This is a genomic window from Undibacterium sp. Ji50W (assembly GCF_049340445.1).
GTDB lineage: Bacteria > Pseudomonadota > Gammaproteobacteria > Burkholderiales > Burkholderiaceae_D > Undibacterium.
In genome coordinates this window covers 60,656-81,306 of record NZ_JBMPOX010000025.1, presented here as the reverse complement: position 1 = coordinate 81,306, position 20,651 = coordinate 60,656, and the positions used below count along the sequence as shown (strand labels likewise).

General features: G+C 51.3%; 15 protein-coding genes and 1 pseudogene. 7 read left to right on the top strand and 9 right to left on the bottom strand.

Features of this window, described 5'->3' with window-relative positions:
- Positions 1-2 precede the first annotated feature (2 nt).
- Positions 3-827 carry an FG-GAP repeat protein gene (locus tag ACO0K9_RS24680; protein WP_422989424.1) on the bottom strand — a complete coding sequence of 275 codons (825 nt, stop codon included), beginning with the start codon at positions 825-827 and terminating at the stop codon, positions 3-5.
- Positions 828-974: 147 nt separating this feature from the next.
- Between ACO0K9_RS24680 and ACO0K9_RS24675 the strand changes: the two genes are divergently transcribed.
- Positions 975-1,343, top strand: coding sequence for an MmcQ/YjbR family DNA-binding protein (locus ACO0K9_RS24675; protein ID WP_422989422.1), 369 nt, complete (start codon positions 975-977; stop codon positions 1,341-1,343).
- Between the two features lie 741 nt (positions 1,344-2,084).
- Here ACO0K9_RS24675 and ACO0K9_RS24670 read toward each other — a convergent pair.
- Positions 2,085-4,886 (bottom strand): choice-of-anchor Q domain-containing protein, encoded by a 2,802-nt coding sequence (locus ACO0K9_RS24670; protein ID WP_422989420.1) that lies wholly within the window; start codon positions 4,884-4,886, stop codon positions 2,085-2,087.
- A gap of 404 nt (positions 4,887-5,290) precedes the next feature.
- Here ACO0K9_RS24670 and ACO0K9_RS24665 point away from each other — a divergent pair, with 404 nt between their 5' ends.
- Entirely contained in the window at positions 5,291-6,703 is a 1,413-nt protein-coding gene (locus ACO0K9_RS24665) for a diguanylate cyclase domain-containing protein (protein WP_422989418.1), read from the top strand.
- A gap of 472 nt (positions 6,704-7,175) precedes the next feature.
- On the opposite strand, the gene ACO0K9_RS24660 is transcribed toward ACO0K9_RS24665, so the two are convergent.
- Positions 7,176-7,961, bottom strand: a complete 786-nt coding sequence (locus tag ACO0K9_RS24660; protein ID WP_422989416.1) for an alpha/beta fold hydrolase — start codon at positions 7,959-7,961, stop codon at positions 7,176-7,178.
- Positions 7,962-8,282: 321 nt separating this feature from the next.
- Between ACO0K9_RS24660 and ACO0K9_RS24655 the strand changes: the two genes are divergently transcribed.
- The 4 genes and pseudogenes from ACO0K9_RS24655 (at position 8,283) to ACO0K9_RS24640 (ending at position 15,365) form a co-directional block, all read left to right on the top strand.
- Positions 8,283-8,984, top strand: coding sequence for a hypothetical protein (locus ACO0K9_RS24655; protein ID WP_422989414.1), 702 nt, complete (start codon positions 8,283-8,285; stop codon positions 8,982-8,984).
- A gap of 252 nt (positions 8,985-9,236) precedes the next feature.
- On the top strand, positions 9,237-9,965 hold the full coding sequence (locus ACO0K9_RS24650; protein WP_422989412.1) for a tetratricopeptide repeat protein: 729 nt from the start codon (positions 9,237-9,239) through the stop codon (positions 9,963-9,965).
- 456 nt (positions 9,966-10,421) lie between these two features.
- Positions 10,422-10,571 (top strand): annotated as a pseudogene (locus ACO0K9_RS24645) (DUF4372 domain-containing protein); the annotation flags it as partial.
- Between the two features lie 84 nt (positions 10,572-10,655).
- A complete protein-coding gene (locus ACO0K9_RS24640) occupies positions 10,656-15,365 on the top strand; it encodes a hypothetical protein (RefSeq protein WP_422989410.1) in 4,710 nt (1,569 codons plus the stop codon).
- 507 nt (positions 15,366-15,872) lie between these two features.
- On the opposite strand, the gene ACO0K9_RS24635 is transcribed toward ACO0K9_RS24640, so the two are convergent.
- The 6 genes from ACO0K9_RS24635 to ACO0K9_RS24610 all read right to left on the bottom strand — a co-directional run bounded on the left by ACO0K9_RS24635 (position 15,873) and on the right by ACO0K9_RS24610 (position 19,443).
- Positions 15,873-16,427, bottom strand: coding sequence for a hypothetical protein (locus ACO0K9_RS24635; protein ID WP_422989408.1), 555 nt, complete (start codon positions 16,425-16,427; stop codon positions 15,873-15,875).
- Positions 16,424-16,705, bottom strand: coding sequence for a hypothetical protein (locus ACO0K9_RS24630; RefSeq protein ID WP_422989406.1), 282 nt, complete (start codon positions 16,703-16,705; stop codon positions 16,424-16,426). Before ACO0K9_RS24630 ends, ACO0K9_RS24635 begins: the two co-directional genes overlap by 4 nt.
- Positions 16,705-17,133, bottom strand: coding sequence for a hypothetical protein (locus ACO0K9_RS24625; protein ID WP_422989404.1), 429 nt, complete (start codon positions 17,131-17,133; stop codon positions 16,705-16,707). The genes ACO0K9_RS24630 and ACO0K9_RS24625 overlap by 1 nt, the downstream gene beginning before the upstream one ends.
- Positions 17,134-17,511: 378 nt before the next feature.
- Positions 17,512-18,306, bottom strand: coding sequence for an ATP-binding protein (locus ACO0K9_RS24620; protein ID WP_422989402.1), 795 nt, complete (start codon positions 18,304-18,306; stop codon positions 17,512-17,514).
- Complete coding sequence (locus ACO0K9_RS24615; RefSeq protein WP_422989400.1) at positions 18,290-19,288, bottom strand: YdaU family protein; 999 nt, start codon at positions 19,286-19,288, stop codon at positions 18,290-18,292. Before ACO0K9_RS24615 ends, ACO0K9_RS24620 begins: the two co-directional genes overlap by 17 nt.
- A complete protein-coding gene (locus tag ACO0K9_RS24610; protein ID WP_422989398.1) occupies positions 19,285-19,443 on the bottom strand; it encodes a hypothetical protein in 159 nt (52 codons plus the stop codon). The genes ACO0K9_RS24615 and ACO0K9_RS24610 overlap by 4 nt, the downstream gene beginning before the upstream one ends.
- Before the next feature lie 960 nt (positions 19,444-20,403).
- On the opposite strand from ACO0K9_RS24610, the gene ACO0K9_RS24605 reads away from it, so the two are divergent.
- Complete coding sequence (locus ACO0K9_RS24605; RefSeq protein ID WP_422989397.1) at positions 20,404-20,619, top strand: hypothetical protein; 216 nt, start codon at positions 20,404-20,406, stop codon at positions 20,617-20,619.
- Positions 20,620-20,651 lie beyond the last annotated feature (32 nt).

The window sequence follows — 20,651 nt, the reverse complement described above, 5'->3', positions numbered from 1 at the left end:
GATCAGCACCCGGCAACGTCGATAGCATAATAAGTGAAGCGCCCGGCCTCACCCACCAACTGGTCAGGGCCTGCCATTGAAGACAGGTACAAGACCAGCACGGTGCCACCGCCATAGTCATACTGCACCAGCAAATCAAGATGGCCATCGCCATCCAAATCACCAGCCCAGCGCACAAATTCAGTGGCTTTGACTGCGGTGTTACCGTCAAGGCCGAAACGGAACTGGTCAAGACTCTGGCGCTTATTGCCTATCACCAGATCCAGCACCAGCACGTTTTGTCCTGGTACCTCGGTTTTCGTATTTTTAGGTGGCAGCAATGAAGTGGGTACCAGACGTGCAGTTTGCCCATCTGGCAGATTGATCTCCGACTCCATCGTGCCTTTGGTATTTTTTGCAGGCTTCAGGCGCGACTGTGCGCCCGGATAATAAGTCGTTACTGGTCCGGCCTGCAGGCGCAGCGTTGTTGCAGGCGCGCGGAAAGGTTTGAAATACATCAGCGGCAAGTCTGTACTGGCAGGAGTAAAACGCAGCACCTGCCCCGGTACCGGGTCACCATCATATTGTGGATGCGGCTTGGCAGACACCGCCAACTTTACGGGCTGCAACTGACAACTGATCTTGCAACTGAAAGCCCACCAGCCGTCACCAGAGCGGTATTCTGGCCCCGGCAAGTGCAGTTGATCCCGTTCACCCTCAACGAACACAGGTGAAGCCTGGGCAGGCAACATCACCACTGCACCAGTCGATTTATCAATGTTTGATTGCGCAACCGCCAAACAGCAAACCACAACCAGACTGGCTGCCAACAATACGATTTTTTTCATTGTCTACCTTGAGTAATTTAATGTTTACTTTGGGATTGTCAACTTAGTCCACTTAGTCAGCTTATTTAACTTAACGAGAAATTGATACATAACCCGAAATCCGGAAGCAGTTTATCATTCAGGTATAACAACTGTCACGAAACCACCATGAAACTAGCCGCCCTGAAAAAACATTGCGCCGCCTTTACCGGCGCGCAAGAAAAACTGCATGGCGCGCCCAGCAATATTCTGGTGTATAGCGTGGAAGGAAAATCCTTTGCCTATTTCAAGACCAGCGAACCAGAGCAATGGCGCTTCAGTGTACGGGTGTCGCCCGATCGCTTCCTGGAATTGACCGATACCCCCGGCGTCAAACCGGCGCGGTACATGGGACGCTTTCACTGGGTCACCATCGTCAGGGTTGAGCATTTTCCGGAAGAATATTTGCGTGAGCTGATCAGCTATTCCTACCAAAAAGCCCTGTCTGGCCTGAGCAAGAAAAAACGCGATAGTTTATTGCAGGCAGCGACGGAATGATGCATTCCTATTGATGAAATGCGTGATGCTTGAAATAGCACACAGAAAATAATCCAGACGAAAAAACGCGGTTGACGATACGAAGATAACATCAAAAAATATGTGTATCGACTATAACTGACATGTGTATATTTTATAATTATTTTTAAGTATAAATACATACCTATTCATCATAATTGTTGACGCTTAATACGTAGGTACGATTAGAACGTAGGTACGATTAGTGGAGCGTAATCGTACGCATGTTGTGCCTGGCAATGACCAAGACGTTTCAAATTTTCTTGTTTTCTATCCGACAAGAGGAAATTCACTGTTTTGTATTTTCATCAGCAAATCAGCAGTTGATGAAAGCAAGCCGTGATGGGTATGCGTACGATTACGCTGCGCTAATCGTACCTACGTAGGTTCAATGCGCAGAACGTAGGTACGATTAGTGGAGCGTAATCGTACGCATGTTGTGCCTGGCAATGACCAAGACGTTTCAAATTTTCTTGTCTTCTATCCGACAAGAGGAAATTCACTGTTTTGTATTTTCATCAGCAAATCAGCAGTTGATGAAAGCAAGCCGTGATGGGTATGCGTACGATTACGCTGCGCTAATCGTACCTACGTAGGTTCAATGCGCAGCGCTGTTATGGATACCGGCTTTGTAATCAAATTTCGTACCTACGCTAACCAGCAATAAAAAACGCACTCCGCAGAGTGCGCTTCCCATTACTGATACTGATCACATCGCTACTGCTACTGCCCCTTGATCACAATAATCACCGTCTCCCAGCCCGGATAGCCGGCACCGCTACCGCTGACGGTTCCTGAAATATTAAATGCGCCAGTGGCCTTCGGTTGCCATTCATACAGGCGCGAAGTGATGCTTGTGCCTGCTTGCGGGCTGACCAGTTGCCATGACCCATTTGGGCTGAATGGAATGGCATTGCCAATGCCCAGATCAACCAGCGCCAGAAGCAGGTCATTCGCCTTGGTGGTCGTCTGGGTTGGTGAAGATAGTGCCGTCGTCGCAAAGCGTGGGCCGGAACTGGTGGCCAAAGGAACATCCAGCAAATTTACCGCATCTGCATTTTGGATTTCCACCATGTGTATGCTGCCCTGGTTTGGAATCCCTACTGTCAATACGTAGGGCCCGGATGTCGATGCCTTTACTGCAAAGACATCAGTGCCCATGCCGTCAACGTAGATTTGTCCGAGAGAGGTGAACGCGTCGAGATCAGTATGCCCCTGGTTGTCGGACAATGTTCCTGACACGCCCACCGCGTTATTGTTCACGCCCACGGTCACCAGAATCCAGTTACCTGCCGACACATTGCCAGCAAATTGATGGGTGGTCGCACCTGGCGTAATGGCCCCGGAATATTGCTGCCGCACGCTGGGTGCCGTGGACGGATTGGGATTGGAGGCAACAGCCGCGCTACAGCTTGCCGTCGCGCCTCCATTCGCGCCCGAACAACTCCAGGCCCATGATACGTTACCGATCAATGACACAGATGACGCCAGACCTGCTGAACAAAGATTGCTGCCAGGTGCCACGCTGAAAGTCTGGGCGTTAGCACTGCCACAGACGCCGCTGACAGGTGTCGAAATGGGTGGAGTGCCACCACCGATGAGTTCCAGCGCGCCTATGTCCTTGCTGCTGCCCTGTGGACGTGCGGTATTCACCATGTCGTCATCGACGGCAAACAGACTGGGCTGGGTGGCCGCATCTGCCGCCGGGCTGCTCGCCTGCAAAGCGACATTTCCGGCAGATGCATTACTGAACAAAGGATTGGCAGAAATCGCCAGGCTGTCGCCCAGTGTGGCTGGCGCTGGCACGGTTTGTCCGTTGGCAAAATACAAGTTCTGTTTGAAGTCGTAGCTGGTGGTCGTGGATGGCGTACTGTAATCAATCAACCACGTGGTGCCGGCCTGGGTGTCAGGCCCAAATGCAAAAATATTGTTATAGAACTTGTTATGAATACCTGCACCACTGCCAAAACCTTCGTCCATGATGTAGGCTTTATTTCCGGCTGCCCCGGTCATGGCGTTATACACGGTATTGAAAGCAAACCACATGTTTTGGATGGTGGCTGTTGAATTGATACGTATCGGGTACAGCTTCGTGCCGGTAATGACATTGTTCCAGCTCTGGGCTTCATAAGTACCCTTATGCGCGCTGCCCTGGTCATTGAAATTGATGCCATATTTGGCAGCGTTTTCCAGCCAGTTGTGATGAATCCGGATGCCGACAAAGCCTGGCCAAATGCCACCATGCGGCAGCGTATAAGAGCCTGCCCCCGCTTCATTGTCGTTAAACTGCACGGCTGAACCGCCAGTGATATCGTGTATCCAGTTGTAGGCCACTTCCCAGTTCTGTGCCGTGGTATCTGCATAGATACCGTGATTCTGCAATTCAGACGTACCGGCAATATCATGGATATGATTACCCAGCACCTTGTTGCCGTTGCCGTGGCCAGAAACACCCGCTGCATTCAGCGTGGCAGAACTGCCGGCAACCCAGGGGCCCAGCTCATTGTTGACAACGCGCCATGGGCCTGCGGTGTATTGCAAGTTGATAGGGGCAGCGTCACGATTGGCGCCACCCGCCACATCCATCCTTAAATTGGACACCGAGATGAACTCACCGGAAGTGCCCGCGATGGCAGACCAGGGGCCTGCAATGCCGCCAGATGCGCCGGCTGGCGTCGTATAGTGCACATCTTCTATGGCGTTGCCGTTGATGGGGCCTGGATAGGCGGTGATATGTATCCATGCTGAAGCACTGCCGTTTCTGGCATAGATGCCGCTGCCAAAACGCATCCATGTCTTGTCCTGGCCGTTGCTATCGTGCCAGGCACCGCCGCGCAGTACGATGTGGTCACCGGCTTGCATGGCAAAGTAGGCACCCTTCAGGGTAGTCATGTTCTGCAGCGAGCGCCAGGGCTTGGCCATATTATTTGCCACCGCGCTGGTGTCGGACCCGGACAAGGAAACGAAAAGTATCCGCCCTGCACTGGGCGTGAAGCTATTGTCGGTATTGGATGCGACGCCATTCAACACGATTTTTACAGGCAGTGCCGTCCCAACAGGGGCACCACCAAGTGCGCCCACCTGTACGGTGATCTGTTGCAAGCCCGTCTTGCCGCTTGATTTCGCGCTTCCCACATAGCGATAGTTGGCGACTTCATTGTCACCAATATAGACTTTCGTATTGGTGCCCAGGTCGCTGGCAGAACCAAAATTTCTCCCGAAAATAGAAAGATAGGCACCCAGGTTGTTTTCGCCACCTGTGGTCGGCCCACTGAGCGTATCGGTGTACAAGACCTGCGGCGCGGGGCTCAAGGTTGTGGCAACACTTTTTGTCGTTTGCGCCAATGCGCTCACTGTGCCAAGCGCTGAAGAACCAGCAGTGGACGCTGGTGGCGGGTTGGATATGGCTGCTTGCGGGCTGCCTGAAACCGCCTTATCGTTTGCGCCTCCACATGCACTTAACAGGGCGACCATGCTCGCCAGAAGCATCCACGACATCCATCCAGATTTGCGAATTGTGTACATCACTTTACCTTTTGAAAGAGTGCTTCCCGGTAGAACAGGCAGATCGCTGCCATGTTAGAAAAAAACAAAGCAAATGCTGTCATAGTTAGCATTCATTCACAATGTTAATAAAATTTTGTTACCAAAACCTACAATTGGTAACCAGGCGTTTTATAGAATCTGGGAAGTTCAGAATCAAACGGAAAACACAGAGTGAACGCAGACTGAGCGCAGAGTGAAATGCGCATGTCGATTTCCTGATAGTTGGGGCTGGATGATGGCCCACTTGCTTTCCTTGCAAAACCCTTAAGGATCACGCCGCAATAATTTACAAAAAATGGCGAATCCGCCCACTATTGAAAGTGAAATCACTCAGAAATACCCTAAAATAAATGGAACGTATAAAAACTGTTTTGGATCGGGAAATGAAGAAAAACACACAACAACTTGACCGGTTAGAGCGCATCATTGAGACGCAATCACTGCTCGCCCAGGCAGATCTGGATCTTGCGGCATTTATGCAACTTGTCGTAAACACATTGCAAGAATTGACAGAAGCCAAAGGTGCCGTAGTTGAACTGGTCGATGGTGACTACATGGTTTACCGCTCCGCCAGCGGCGCGATATCCCAGCATGTTGATTTGCGTCTGTTGCGGGCGAATAGCTTGTCAGGTTTATGCGTCAGTAGCGCAAAAATCCTGCAATGTGATGATGCTGAGACCGATTCGCGCGTTGATGCAAATGCCTGCAAAAAAGTAGGTGTTCGCTCCATGATTTGCGCGCCACTTTTTGAACGAGGCCTGCCAGTGGGTGTCCTTAAGGTCATGTCTGAGCAGGCAAACGGTTTTGATGCAGAAGATTTACAGACGCTGGAACTATTGGGGTCAGCACTGGGAGCGGCTCTTGGAAAGCAGGTGGCTTTTGACGACATGCTTCGCGTGCAGGCACAACTACGCGCGAGTGAAGAACGCATACGCACCATTCTTGAACATGCCAACGACGCAGTGATATCGATAGACCATGCAGGAATTGTGACGCAATGGAATCGCTCTTCCGAATCGCTGTTTGGCTGGAGCAATCATGAAGCCATGGGACGCAATATCGCCGATCTGATTGTGCCACCCACTTTCAGAAATTCTTTCTTCAATATGCTGGCGCATTTGGATGAATTTGCAAAAACCGCAACGACTGCGCGACGAGAATTCCTCGCGGTTAACCGCGATGGAAAAGAACTTTCCGTCGAGGTCAGTTTGAACGTGAATCATATTGCAGACCGGCTCGAATTTACTGCTTTTTTACACGACATTTCCGAACGTAAGAAATGGGAAGAAGCGCTGAATAAAATGGCCTTGTCGGATGGATTGACCGGACTCCCGAACCGGCGGCACTTCATGGAAGTGCTACATCAATCGATTGTCCGGCAACTACGGCAAAACAATGGTCTGGCTTTATTGTTCATGGACCTGAACGGGTTCAAAAAAATAAATGATACTAACGGCCATGCCACGGGTGATCTGGTACTGAAAGAATTTGCGAAAAGAGTGTCTGCTTGCTTGCGCGAGAGCGATACGATGGCCCGCCTTGGGGGCGATGAATTTGTTGTACTTGCCGAGGGTGTGCGGGCATTGGAGCATGCCCAGATCCTGGCCCAGAAAATTGTCACCACACTGGAAGCGCCAGTACCCGGTTCTGCGATCATGATGTCAACCAGTATTGGCATCCGCATTTACGATTCCCCGGCAAATGCTGAACAGTTCCTCAAAGAAGCCGACATCGCCATGTACAAAGCAAAACAAGGGGCATCCAGTCGCAGTGCCATTGCTGCATTTGTAGAATAAAGCGTCGTCAATCAATTGATCTTGCTGTTGATTTACAAACCTGCGCTGCAGTTCCAGGCTTGCTTAAAACCGAAGCTGGAAAAAATCATCAACTATACGTCCGGTCGCAAACACGTCACGTACCTGTTGTCTGAAGTGATTACATTTCCTGGGATACCCTGTTCATGAAACAAAAGAGAAAAAGCATTTGTCAGCAATCAGGAAGTTTCTGGATCGGTGCGGCCTTAGTGGCAGAAGCTCCACTTGCGATTGCAGGCGCCTACCTCCCTGCGGGTTCCTGTGAACGATTGATCGGGCGTGTAACTGACTGCCCGCCTCCTCTGTGGTTCATAATTTGTATTGCTACCCTGTGTTTTTTATTAGTCGCGTGGCTGGGATATATCTTAGGGCTAGGGGAAAATGAATGACTATTGCTATCGCCATGTTACTTGTTTAATTGCACAGCAAATGCCGCCGACCTGGCCGCTGATTGCTACTCCCTATTTGCGTCATTAAGAAATCGCAGGACAGTTGCTGTGAAAGGAACCTCAGAATCATAAACAGGGACGTGATCGCCGCCCGGAATAATCCATAAGGCGGCATCCGGTATGGAACGGTAGATGCTCACAGGGATTTCAACGGGGAAAAAGGCATCGCGATCACCGTGCACGACGAGCGTACGCGCTGTGATACCTGATAAGCTTTGTGCGGTGAAATTCATATCGTCATAGTCTTCGTGGAAGGCGTTGAACTGGGTAATCAGTTGACGGATTTGTTCGTCACCGCGTTTCGCACATTCACTATACATGTCTCGCACTGCCTGTGGCATGGTGCCAAACGACGCCCGGCGCATAATGGCCCTTGCCTGCTCGGGGAAATGCGACGTTGCACTGATCAATACCATGGCGTCGATACGCCCGGGTTGGCGCGTTGCCATGTGCAATAGCGTCATCCCGCCTGTACTCATGCCCATGGCCGAGAAGCGATCTATCCCCAACTTGTCCAGCAAGAGAAACACATCGCTGGCCGCTTCACTGTGGGTGAACCTGTTATCAGGATTGGTCGAGTGGCCATGACCCCGCAAATCCACAAGGATCAGTCGATAGTGCTCAGAGAGCTGGCCGATAAACGGATGCCAGTTCTGCACACAAGCGCCAAACCCATGCAAGAGCACCAGCGGTTTCCCGGCTCCATACTCTTCGTAGTACATCTCCAGATTATTGATTTGAACGACCTGCCCACGAGTGGCTGTCTGTGTGGGAGCGTACGTGCTTGCCATGGGTGTGTCTTTCAAATGCGCGATAAGGTTAACAGCGGCCTGACTTTATTCAGGAGAAAATTTTACTGCATCACCGCGGTGCCTGCCCCTAAGCTGGCATGGCGAATTGTGCTACATGGTGGCTGACTTTTTGTTTAGTGACCGCCGTTTTTTCTCAGTTCTTATTTGAACTCGCGCAGCATTAAAATTCCGTGAAAAGCGACACATTTAATTTTAAACCGTCAGCATACACCAAAGTGGCAACGGTATTTTCTTGTAGTTATATTTAATAATTGATATCATTCCTGCGTCGTATTTGAGCTTTTGTTCCTTAGGGTTCCAATGAAAAATCACGTTGAATTACCATCTCTCATTGAGCAACTGATATTTACTGGCGGCATTACGACTACACCTCAAAAAGTTGATTTCGTAAGGGAAAAACTGGGTTCAATACCATTTGAGGTTGAGGTGAGCGGAACAAAAATCACGCAATCTCTACATGCCTATGGTTCAGTTCATTTCGTTGAATCCTTAGAGTTTTTTTCTCTACCGCAGCAGTATTTTGAGCTAGGCTTATTTTTACTAGCTGCGACAATAGCTTCAGATGGTAAGGATCGGCTTATTCATCTTACCAATCGAAATTCCAAAATAAGAACTATACGTATTATTGGCAGTAGCTATTGGCCACTTGAAGGAAAATTTGAACAAAGCTCGTTTGCGCTTGAAATTAATCCAAAAGATTTAAAGAAGCATCCTTGGCTTGATAAGGATATAGATGTAAATAGTTTGCCGATATTAAATCGTGGCAATGAATCTGACTATTGTAATAGCAAAAGAGATTGGGAAGACCGGGACTGGCTTGTACTTTCGGGCTGGCCACTGGCGAATGTTCGATTGGCTGAATTATTGCTCAAGTTAGGGCATCCTGAGAATGATTGTCTTGAAGTTGAACTAGAAGTTGAGGGCGGGTTTCGCGGTGTCGGGCCACTTAGTGCAGAAGCACGGTTTTGGTTGCCGGGGAGTTTTGGCTGGACTTCTGATTAGCTGTTGCGCTGTTTGGTCCATACGTTCATTCTGAAGTATATTTCTGGAATACACTTTTTCACTGTTCGACAAAACGAATTGATGTAAGGGTGATGTGTTTTTGTAGTAGAGACAGAATTCGCTGGGAAGCAGTCGGGAAACGAATGCAGGGCTTGACCACATCTCAAGAATGCGTATCGTCGACATCCGAAAGCAATTTTTGATTAACGGTGTACCATATTTATAGAGCTGCAATAAATGGAGACTTATCCGATGACAAAACTGTTGATTGCCATGCTACTCGGCTCGGGAATAGCAGTCTGCGCCTATGCAGGTGTGAAAGAAGGTACGGCGGCATATCGTACGAATAATTTTGATGTCGCGCTCAAAGAACTTCGCCCTGCGGCCCAGGAAGGTGACGCTGCGGCACAAAACATGCTCGGCGCAATGTATCAATATGGCAAAGGAGTGCCTCAGGACTATGTTCAGGCAGTTGACTGGTATAAAAAAGCAGCAATGCAAGGCGAGACAGTCGCTCAATATAATCTTGGCTTCATGTTCAAGAACGGTCTCGGTGTCAAGCAAGACTATATGCAAGCCAAGGATTGGTACCTTAAAGCGGCGACGAAGGGTGATCCACTCGCAATGAATAATCTCGGAAGCATCATGGATTTGCTCAATGAGCCGATTCAGGCGATGAATTGGTTTCGCAAATCCGCCAGTTTAGGCAATGCGAGAGCGATGTTCAACATAGCAGGAAAGTTTTGCGGCGAAAGAGAAAATCAACAAGTCCAGGACTTGATCCTCTGCTATTCGTTGCGAAAACTTGTGGCAACCATTGAGCCAGTAAAGAAGGCAATTGATGCGCGTGATAAGGTGGCTGGGAAATTGTCGAAACCTCAAATTGCCGAGGGCGACAGCTTGATGCTTGAGTTGCAAAAAGAGGGTAATTTCCTCGCGGCTCTGGATCTTCGTTTGAAAAAAACAGTTAATTCCAAATAAATGAAGCGATCAACACATTAAGCACGTGCAGGAGTAACCGTGAATCTTTCATTTAATTGGATTTTTATTGTTTTTTTTTGGTTTTGGAATTGCCTCTTTATGGCTTAAAAAAACCTGCTCTTCCTGTTGGTTCTGGCGATAACGCAACTTGGATAAAATATGAATCTAATTCTTCTGCGTGGTTAAAGCGAGCAGGTACGTATACTCTCTTGTGCCTTGCTGTCATTGTTTTGGACTTATTAAGAATGGCTGTTGATTTCTGACGTACCTGTTGATCGTCCGATTAACCTGACTGACTATATTTCGCCACAGTGCGATTTTTCTATGCGAATTATAAAAAAGGTGCCGCCAAGGTTAATGGGCATGATACCTTGAATGACTTCATTGAGCGATTGCCGCCTGTTCCTTTTGTGCGTCCTAGTATCCGTAGTTTTCTAGCGCAGTTGGCGGCGGGTACGGATAATGGCGTTTAGGCAGTTGACTGGGCGCGAGTCGTTACGCGACATCGAAGTGACGCTCGATACCAGCCGCAGCGAGTTGTGCGGAATGGGACTGCGCGATACCGTGCATCGCAGCACCTTGGCCGACGCCAAAGGACATCGCGATCAAGCTATGTTCAAGTTAGTGTGTATGAGTGCGTATAATCAAATTTAGCCCGCACGAGGCAAAATTAATCATACAGGTGACAACATGGCTACTTCCGGCACGCCTACAGTTGACGCATTACTCGCAACGCTTAAACGAGAGTTGGAGAACGCGTCAACTGACACTTTTGAACGTCTGGCTGCGGATCTTTTCTGCAGGTTGCTTGGTGATGTTGGCGTTTTTGTTTCCAAGCCGGGTTCTCAGTTCGGCGGCGACGCGGGTACGGCGGGGTTGCGGCGTCGGTCTCTGCGACTGGAGTGTAAGCGGTACAAGGAGTCCACGCGCCTTACGCCGCGTGAGCTGGCTGGCGAAGTGCTCGAAGCTACCCTGAAAGACCCTCAGCTTGAAGCATGGGTGTTGGCATCGACGAAAGCCGTGAGCGAGACGGAGCGCAACCTTGCTCTAGACGGTGGTGTGGAACTCGGTGTTCCTATCATGGTTATTGACTGGACCGCGCAGCCGCCAGGCGTGGGCATCAATGCTATGGCGGCACTCTGTGCGAAGTGGCCGGACATCGTCGAAAAACACATCAATAAAGTGGCGGGCGACGCCGCTAAATTGTTGGTAGCTCATGCTGGTTCGACGTGCGAGAACCTCCGCAAGGGCCTGGAAACCTGGAACATCGGCTTCAATCATCTGCGGGAGAGGTCACACATACATCTGAAGAAGATCTGGACCGAAAGCGAGCAATCCTTGGCAACCCTGAACCAGGATGCAGCTGGCGGCAGGCCCGGTGTGCACCTCATTGAACGAAAGGACGCCTTGCAGGCACTGGAAGCCTGGTGGCTGTCCCCAAGTGATGTGCGTTCGCCAGCAGTAGTCATCGGGCAAGAAGGAGTGGGAAAGACATGGGTCTCGCTCGACTGGCTCAATCGCAGTGCCGCCTTACTGCCAATAGTGATTTCGGTGCCAGCGAGCACGTTCCTGAGCCATAAGGATTTTTCAGAAACAGGTGTGCGAGACCTACTCGCCCAAAGCTTGAGATCGTTGGCTGGTTCGCACCATGGAACTGAGTACTGGCGAAGGCGCGTAGACCGAATCCTTGCGAGACCAGTGGATGACGGAGTCGCAGTCCTTCTACTTGTCGACGGCATTAATCAACGTCCCACCGTTAGCTGGGAAACATTGGGACAAGCGCTGCAAGCGGACTCATTGGCCGGGAAAGTTCGCATCCTATTTACGACGCGGCGCCATTACTTTGAAACCAGCATGCGGCACTTCGCTGGCCTCAAATTCCAGGCGACACAAGTGCCTGTGGGTACCTATTCGTCTGCCGAGCTGGACGAGTTGCTGCGCATGAACGGAATGAGCAAATCAGAGATTCCGGTCGCACTGTTGAACCTCGCATCGACACCGAGGTTATTCCCGCTCATCGTCCGGCTGAAAAACAGCGACGCTTTGCGCGCTGATGCGACTGTTCTCAGACTCATGTTCGAGTACGGTAAGGACGTACATCAGATCAGAACAAACAGCGCGCTCACCGATGAAACTTGGGTGGATTGGCTTGGGGCCCGTGCTCTCGATTACCGTGACCGTTTGGTCAAGACCGGTTCTGGCATCAGCAAAGCGACCATCAAGGATGTCGCGACTAGTTTGGAGGACCCTAGTGTTTCGCCGGAGGTGGTCGCACGTCGCTTGAGTGATGTGATTGACGGCGATTTCTTCCGGGAACAACTCTCTTCGGCCGGTGGGAAAAAGTTCGTGCTGAAAGAGCAGCCGACCATTCTGGGTTTGGGCATAGCACTGCTCGAAAGCCTTGACGGTATGGAGAGCACGGTCGAGGGCGCTCAGGCGCATGTCCTAAAATGGCTCGAACCTGTTGGTGCGATCGACGAATCGGCGGATGTTCTGCGTGCGGCACTTGCGATTCTTTCCGCCTTGGGCGTCTCCGATGGGAGCCCGACGACTGATGCCTTGTTAGTACTCTGGCTGAATGTGCAGAATCCGTCCGCCAGCATTGAGCGAGATGCTTTTGCCTTCGGTGAGTCTTTCCCGCAGTCAATGCTGACTGTAATCGAGCATTCGGTTTCAGGGTCACAATCTGCCGCATTTCACTATGCCGTTCAGAGTATCAGGAGACTTCCTCGTGCACGAACCGAAGACTGGGACCAGATAACCCTGCGGATGCTGGAATGGACAAGTTGGGTAACCCTGCCGAATCGAGATCACCTGAAAGATCCGAATCACTACACGAAGCGACATCATGAACAACTCTTGATCCGAATTGGGTCTGGGATACCTGGGCGGGTGCAGGTGTACGGGGAATCGCTGAAACTTGACTACAGCCACCCGGGCGAGCCTTCGGCGGCGATTCCCGGAATTCTGGAAGGACATGACCTGAACTTTTTCATGCCCATCATCCGACGTGCAGCCGTACGTGAGACGGTCAGGGTGGATTTTGAAAACCGCTGCTGGGACGGGCTGCGCTGGGTGCTTCTGCTTGCTTCACAAAACCAGCACGAGGCCAGGAAGGAGATTGTCAGGATAGCGAACGCTATCCTGGTGAGCGCTCCAGAGAACGGTGTGCATCCGAGGCTTCGCAATAAAATCGCTGCCTACCTTCTGCGTCTTACTGGTGTCGATGAGCATGAGGTGCGTGCTTCGCAGGTTGACGAAACGTTCGGTAATGGCTGGGATTATGACAAAGATTATCTGAGTAACCCTGGCCAATCGTTCTTTGAATTGGAGTTTCGTCACCTCGATCAAGTACTTAACGACTCTTCTTTGCCACTTCACAGGCGCTTGGACAAGCTGTCGAAATTCCTTGCAGTACCCGACTTGAACATCCCCCCCGACCTTGTCGCTTCAGTCAAAACTGCACTCTTGTCCCAAACATTCGAACAGGTGGATGAAATTGGGCAGGCCACTTCCGAGGGATTCAAGTTGGAGCGTCTTGAGTCATTTGCAGCTAGGCTCGCGCCAATGGAACTAGCGGAGATGTCACGCAGGCGGCTTACCGCATTAGCAGCAAGGAAGGGTGACGCGAAGTACTGGTCAGCCCTGGCTGCCCCGCAGCTTCTGCTTGTGGCCAATGAAGCTCAGGCCTCAGCTTTCAGTGCACTGAGAACCGGGAGCGAAGACACAGAACGCGATAAACCTGCGAATACTTGGTGCTTGCAACTGGAGTTACTGCACAAACCACTCAAGGAGCAGTTGCAGCTGCTCCTTGATGCCTCCAATTTCTACTTTCTGGTGGATCTGGTTGCTGTGGTGAGACCGGCATCAGCCGCCGAACTCCATGAATTTCTTCGTGCCAACGAGAAGGAACGAGTCAAGGCGGCCAATGTGATCATGCAGGTCATGGCGTGCCAGGTTCCGCTACATGCGGACGCTCTCGTCCAGGATTTGCTGCCGTACTTGGAGAGTGAAGACGAAAATCTGCGTGGTGTGGCTTTTGTGGCGCTTTCTTCGTGCTCGCCTGAGCTCACAGGTCGCACACTCATGTCCCGCAATTGGAAGCCTGAGGCGACTGACCCGATGGCGGCTCACCACGGTAGTGCGGCGATTGCGGCTGCAACGAAGCACATGGAATTCGAGGACTTGCTTCCTTTGATTGCTCCTTGGCTATGGCTGGAAGTAGCTGCGACGAGGGAAGGTAAGCCTGAGGATCTAGAATTTGCGACCAGGCAACTGCTTGCAGAGCTGGACGTGTCGGTGGGGACGTTGCCGTCAACAGTGGGGGTTTTGTCGGTGCGTGTTCCTAAGCCTTCGGAGCTAGCACGTGTGCTCGTCACTGAGCCATCTACAACGAGCAATGACATTGGGGAGTTCTTTAGAAAAAGTACTTTGGATCTAGACGAGATCCAAAAGCGTATGGATCAACTAGCCGAAGACGCTGCTGCTACCGTCGGCAAGGCCCGCAGCAGCGGAAACAGTCTTTACTTGCACACATTTGCACGTGAGTCTCTTGAGGCTGCGTATAGAGCGTCTCCAGCGATCTGGGAAGAGTTACTCGTGGGAGCGGAGGCGAAGTCGACGACTTTCCTCCGTCGTGTTCACTCAGCTGAGGGCCTCTACTTGTGCCTCTGCGAGGTTTTACTCACTCTCGCACCCGCCAAGGGACTGTGCTTGTGGCGAGCACTAGCTGAAAATATGAAGGTGCGTTTCAATGGACCAGCGAAGATTCCCGAACTAGCACACATCGCAATGAGGGCACCCGATTCGATCGAGGGGGGTGCTGTAAGGGCCGAGTTGACCAATTTAATTCGATGTAATACTGACCAAGACTTGTTTGAGCTCGTGATTGCATGCCAGATGTATAGCCGCGATAAATGGCTGGCAGGTTTTATTGACGCCGACGTCGCCTCTGACCAGCCTTGGAGACACAAGCGAGCAGCCGTACTAAAGGCATTCAATCAGTTACCAATCATAAACAACTTGCAATGGCCTGAGGGTGAAACAGTTGGTTCGCTGCGGGCGCTTGAGCGCAATCTACTGAAGTGGACCAACCGTGCCGTCCTTGCGAAATATTGGTGGGAGCGCTTCATTGGTGCGACGGACGCTGACGCCGCGTTTGCCGCCTGGCACGTGTTTCTAAGCAGCGCTGACAGACGAGCTTGGCAGTGGTGGTCCGGGCGGCAAGAGCCGAAAACGGAATTGGACCGACTTCGCGAACTCCATATGGAATCGAACAAGGATTTGTTTGCTCGTGCCTTGGAGAAGCCGGAGGAAAAGATAGCTAAGTTCGCAGACCAGCTGTTCGGCTTGGATGCCCCCGGCAAGTGGCTGATGTTGGACGGAGTTCCTGCTAGGTAGGTCTAGCGTACCCTGTTCGCCGCAGGAGTTCAAGGTACGTTCCATCTACAAAGCGTACTCGAGGCCTGACGTGTGTTCTTCGACACGGACGTACAAGTGCTTCAGAGCGCATCGCACAAGCGTGGGCGAATTTGATCTGGTATTTCTCTACGAACAATTTCCCACCGACCCAATCCATAGAAATATAAAATTACTAAAATGTTAACGCGCGCCAGCTTCACAATTCTCAAAAAACGATTAAAAAACAAAAAATACTATTACAAATCGTGATTTTTCAAAAAAACAATTACAAAAGCCTATATTTATTTACTTCCAGAACAAGGCATGGCTTACCCATACTGACCACAGCAACTCATTTAATAGTCGCACAAGACGGCCTGCTTAGATGCATCCTGATGGCTTCTGTATAGCCAAAGATTGCGTCACTTCACGCACGCCAGCAACAAAAAACGCACTCGTCAGAGTGCGTTTCCCGTTGTCACCTGCCACTTACAATCCGGCAGATTTTTACACCAACGATTCCACCATCACCTGCAATTTATCAGCAATCAAGTTTTGCGCTTCGGCGTCGACCTTGCTCAGCCAACCCCAGATCAGGCGTTTTTGGTCGTAGACGGTGGATTTGGCGATGCGTAATTCTTCTGCTTTTTTCAGGATGGAAATGCGGCGTTCGTAAAAGGCGCGGATGATGGTTTCGCGCATGATGCGCAGCGACATGCCGGTGACCTGGCTGCTGCATAGTTCACGCAGGTTGCCGATGGCGTTGCGGTAATCTTCGCTTAAGCCTTCTGATCCGCAGCATTTGCATTCTGCCGTGCGGATGGCATAACGGGCGGTGATGCAGGCGCGCTGTACTGACGGCAGGCGTTCAATTTCTGCCAGTATCATGCCCGCCTGGGCCGCACCATCGAGTGCCACCAGGCCCTTGCCACGTCCATTGCTGGCACCTGCGCCGGCACCTTGCAGCGCCAGTTTGGCCATGGGTGAAATCGCATACTGCTGGCTGGAATAGTTGAAGGCAAATGTCAGCGCGTCGTGGGTATTGTTGAATAAGGTAGTCATTCTCTCTCCTCGTAAGATGGGCAACGTTGTCCGTATAATTGCAGGGCTGCGGTCAGGCCATCGGCTTCGGTGGCGTTGGTACCTACTGTGGCTCCGGTAACTTGCGTGTTGACTTTAGTCAGCAGGCGCACCGGGCGACGGTTGTCTTTCAGCTTGCAGATGTTCTGACGTTTCTCGCCGATTTCGACCCAGCCCTGGTGACGACAACCCTTGCAGGTTTTTTCTTCACGCTGCAACAGGATGGCCAGCGGGTCGCGGCAATATTCATGGCGGCGCATCAGTATTGTTCTCCAAAGACGCGGTAATCTTCCAGACGGCCCAGGCCGGTGTGGATGCTGATAAAGCCACGGCCATCGGGATACATTTCCTTGACCCTTTCCTTGATGGCCTGCATCTGTGGATTGGTTTTGCTGTTGTATTCCCTGAACACGCGTGGCTGCGGCAGTTGTGCTTGCAGCTTGTTGTGCTGATTGTGCTGGTTGTTTTGCACCGGCAGCGGCACAAAGAAACGGCGGTTGCTACCGATGACACAGGTCTGTATCTGCTCTTCTTCCAGCAGCTTGTCGAGCATGTTGCGCATGTCACCAGATGGCACGCCAAAGGTGGCGGCCAGGTGGGCATTCTGGAACTTCAGACCACGTTTATGGCGTATGTACTGCAGCAGGTTTTCCTGTGTGAAGTGAAGGGGTTTTTTGGGAGAAGTCATTTTTTTCATTTTTCTGCATCCTTGTCATTTGAACTGATCCGCATCGAATAAATTCGACCGTCATCAATTTTTTCCGGGCATGGCATTTCGTATGCGCGATGTCCCTGCTTGTGTGAGCGTGCCTGTCACTTCACGCTGGTCTACGGCTGTCTGGTGTGTCATCCGCGATGGCATGCGGGGTTGCTGTTGACCCTGTGTTTTTTTAGGCATTTCCGGCTCAGGGCATGCAGGAAGATGCAGGTTTTTGGTAGGACTAAAAAATTTTGGCGAAGCGAATCCCATCCAGCCTGTTGTGCAGGCTGGTTTTCTGTATGCTTGGTGATGTAGTGCCGGGGACGCGGCTACGCGGCTACATTTGCTGTCGCGTCACCAGGGCAATCAAATGGTCAGGTTCATGACTTGTCCGCGTTGTGATGCCCAGTCAAAGCTTTGCCAGATGCTGTTCTCTCGCAGGCGATCAAAGCTGCGGTCGCCTAAAAACTGGCGCAGGCCATGGCGGTTCTGGTTGGTGATCAGTATGCTTGGCATGACGTTGCGGTAACGCTTGTCGATGATGTCAAACAAGCTGATCTGTTCTGCTTCTGAACCATATTGCATGCCCACTTCATCCAGAATCAGCAAATCAATATCGGCCAGCACCTGCAGGATCTGGGTTTCGCTTTGTGGTGCATCACGCCGCCAGGTGTCGCGTATCATGCGCACGGCATCAATGGCAGATGTGTACATGACGGTGTGCTTGCCCATGACGTGGCGGGCAATGGCTGTTGCCAGATGGCTTTTGCCGGTGCCTGGCATGCCAGAAAACACCATGGTCGTGCCAGTGCTGCGATGATGCGCAAAATGGTGGGCAAATTCCATCGCGGCGCTAAGAGCTTTTTCTTTATCGTCGGTATCGGCCACAAAGCTGGCGAAATCTTTTTCACGAAAACGCAGTGGAATACCCGCCTGGTTGAGGCGCGTTTCCAGACGGCGCTGGCGCTCTGCCACCGCTTGCTGGGCAAGGCTGGCACGGCTTGCTACATTCGCCTGGCGCACGCAATGCGGGCAGGCAGACCAGTGCATGACCTTGGTCCCCAGCAGGATGGCCGTGCTGTCGTAGGCACCGTGGCTATCGCATTGCGCGCTGCGCTGGGTGGTGCTGATGTAGCTGGCGGCTTTAGATGATACGTCCATTTTCTATGCCCTCGTTGTAGTTGATCTGCTCAAAATTATTGTGTCGCGACTGGCTTGCAGGTGGACTGCGGCCACTGCTGTTACCACTACCTCTGCCACTGCCGCCACCGCGTCCGGCAATGCCTGGGTCACCCCTGGGCAAGACAGCGCCACCCGCCTGCATGCTGGCGGCTTGCTTGGCCCAGCGTTCCAGTATCTTCAGCACATAGGCCAGACCTATGATTTCATCCGGTCTGGTGCCCTTGGCCTCGGCACAGGCTGCCTGCACCAGTTCCACCGTTGCACCTTGCGCCACCAGCGCCAGCAAACGCGGATCAGCCGCCTGCGCTTTCACTCCGGCCTGGCGAAAGCTCAGACACAAATCCAGCGCGGTCGTGCCACCCTGCCCTGATGCCGGCCCGGCAGTTGCCGTTTCTGCCGGCGTTTCGGCTGATAGTTCGGCTGGCATTTCGGAGGAAGTTCCGGTTGCAGTTCCGGTCGACATTTGTCCTGGTTGGGCTAGCGCGGGCTGCTGGGTTTTTTGGTTTACTGGTTTATGGTTCTTGGTTATTGGTTTATGGTTATTGGTTAGTTGAACACAGCTGGCAACTGCCTTGTCTTGCTGTTCAACAGTTGTTGAAGACGTGTTCAATTCATCCGCATGACCATGCCTTTCTGCCGCCCGTTTGGCCGCACTGGCCTTGCCTGCCAGCGATTTGGCATTGGTATTTTTTTGGTATTCACGTATCACCTGATCACAGCGCGCGTGAAACCAGCCTGCATCGGTCAACACAAAAAATTCTTTCAGCAATTGTTCTACTGCGGCTGTTTCTTCTTCACTGCGCGCCACCAGGCGACGGCACAGCAAACCCAGATCCAGCATCAGGGCTGATTCGGTGTCGTAATACAAATCCAGCATGTCACGATAAATCGCTCTTTCCAGACGATTCAAATGGCGTGTGGCATTATTAAAATCACCGATGTGATGGCTGTAATAATTCATGCGCTCACCTTTGCCATGCCACCAGTCTGATCAGCCCAATTTGTCAGCACACACAAACAGGCAGGCGAAGGCGTGCAGGTGCCAGCGTTGTTGGCATGGGCGTAGGCCCTGGTCTTGCGTAGCTGCTTGACTATGTGCTGGTGTTTATCTGACATGCGAATTCTGGCCCGTTGATTGATCAAATCCCTTGCATCATCCAGGCGTAGACCATCACGCTGCCGTCGCTTTGCAAAAAGCGACAGGCAACACTTCGCCCAACAAAGAAGGCGGGCTTCTTTGCGCTGGATAGATACTTCGTATTGCTTGCTGTGTTCAGTGCCCTGAAAAACCGGGCGACTACCTTACTTCTTCACGTCCATTTTTTTGCACCAGCATTGATCGATTGCTTATCAGCTACTCATTGACAAACTATCGACACTAACCGGCGTGGACCGCTATGCGCATTTGCGCTTACGGGCGAAATCTGCCTTGGCAAACCCACCCTAAGAACCTGTTTACGATCTGTAGCGAGCGAGCGTCAGCGGGGTGAAGAGCAGCGCAAAAAGCGGAATGTACTCTAAGTACATGAGCATTTTGAGCAGCGCATGAGCCCCGCGTAGTTTACGATTGCGCTCGCGCAGTAAGATCGCAAGCAGGTTCTAAATACCCCGGCATCACGGCCTTGGGGCAAGACATCTGCATGTCCTCATCATGGAACATATTATATACGATTACGTATTACATTCAAACAGTTTTTATGCAATTTTTTAAAATTTAATGCATTTCAGAATGACGCGAAGAGAACGTCCAGGCACCGGCAAGACCGCCGCCGCCTGCGCTGCCCTGGCCGCACCAGCAATCACGCCAGAGGATAGCAGCAGCAAGCCATTTACCTCATTAATACAGCCACTTGCATTCACAAATCACTGCATACACAATTCCATCGAATACCCTTGGCGTTGCCTGAAGCATATTAAGAAAGCACGGTTTTTTGTGCTTGCTTATGACAATTCGATCTAACCAAGGCAAGGCATTTAAAACCAATTCAAAGCAATTCAATATTGACTTATTCAATACGATTGCGTATAATTCTATTCATGGGGCAACAATCAGTAATTACTCTTCAGGAGGTATGCATGAGCACTCAAACCTATTTCGGCCAGCCAGCCACGTATTACGCCCAGCCAGTCATGGCCAGCAGCGCCAGCGGCATCAATGCGCAAAACCTCATCGATGCGTTTTCTGAATGCAGCATGGAACAATGCGAAAAAATGGCCACCCTGCTGGAACAGGGGCGCTTTGAAAACTTTGGCAGAATGATGGCGAAGGTCATGCAGGACTGGGCGCAGTAATCACGCCAACAGGATAAAAAGCTGTGCCTGGA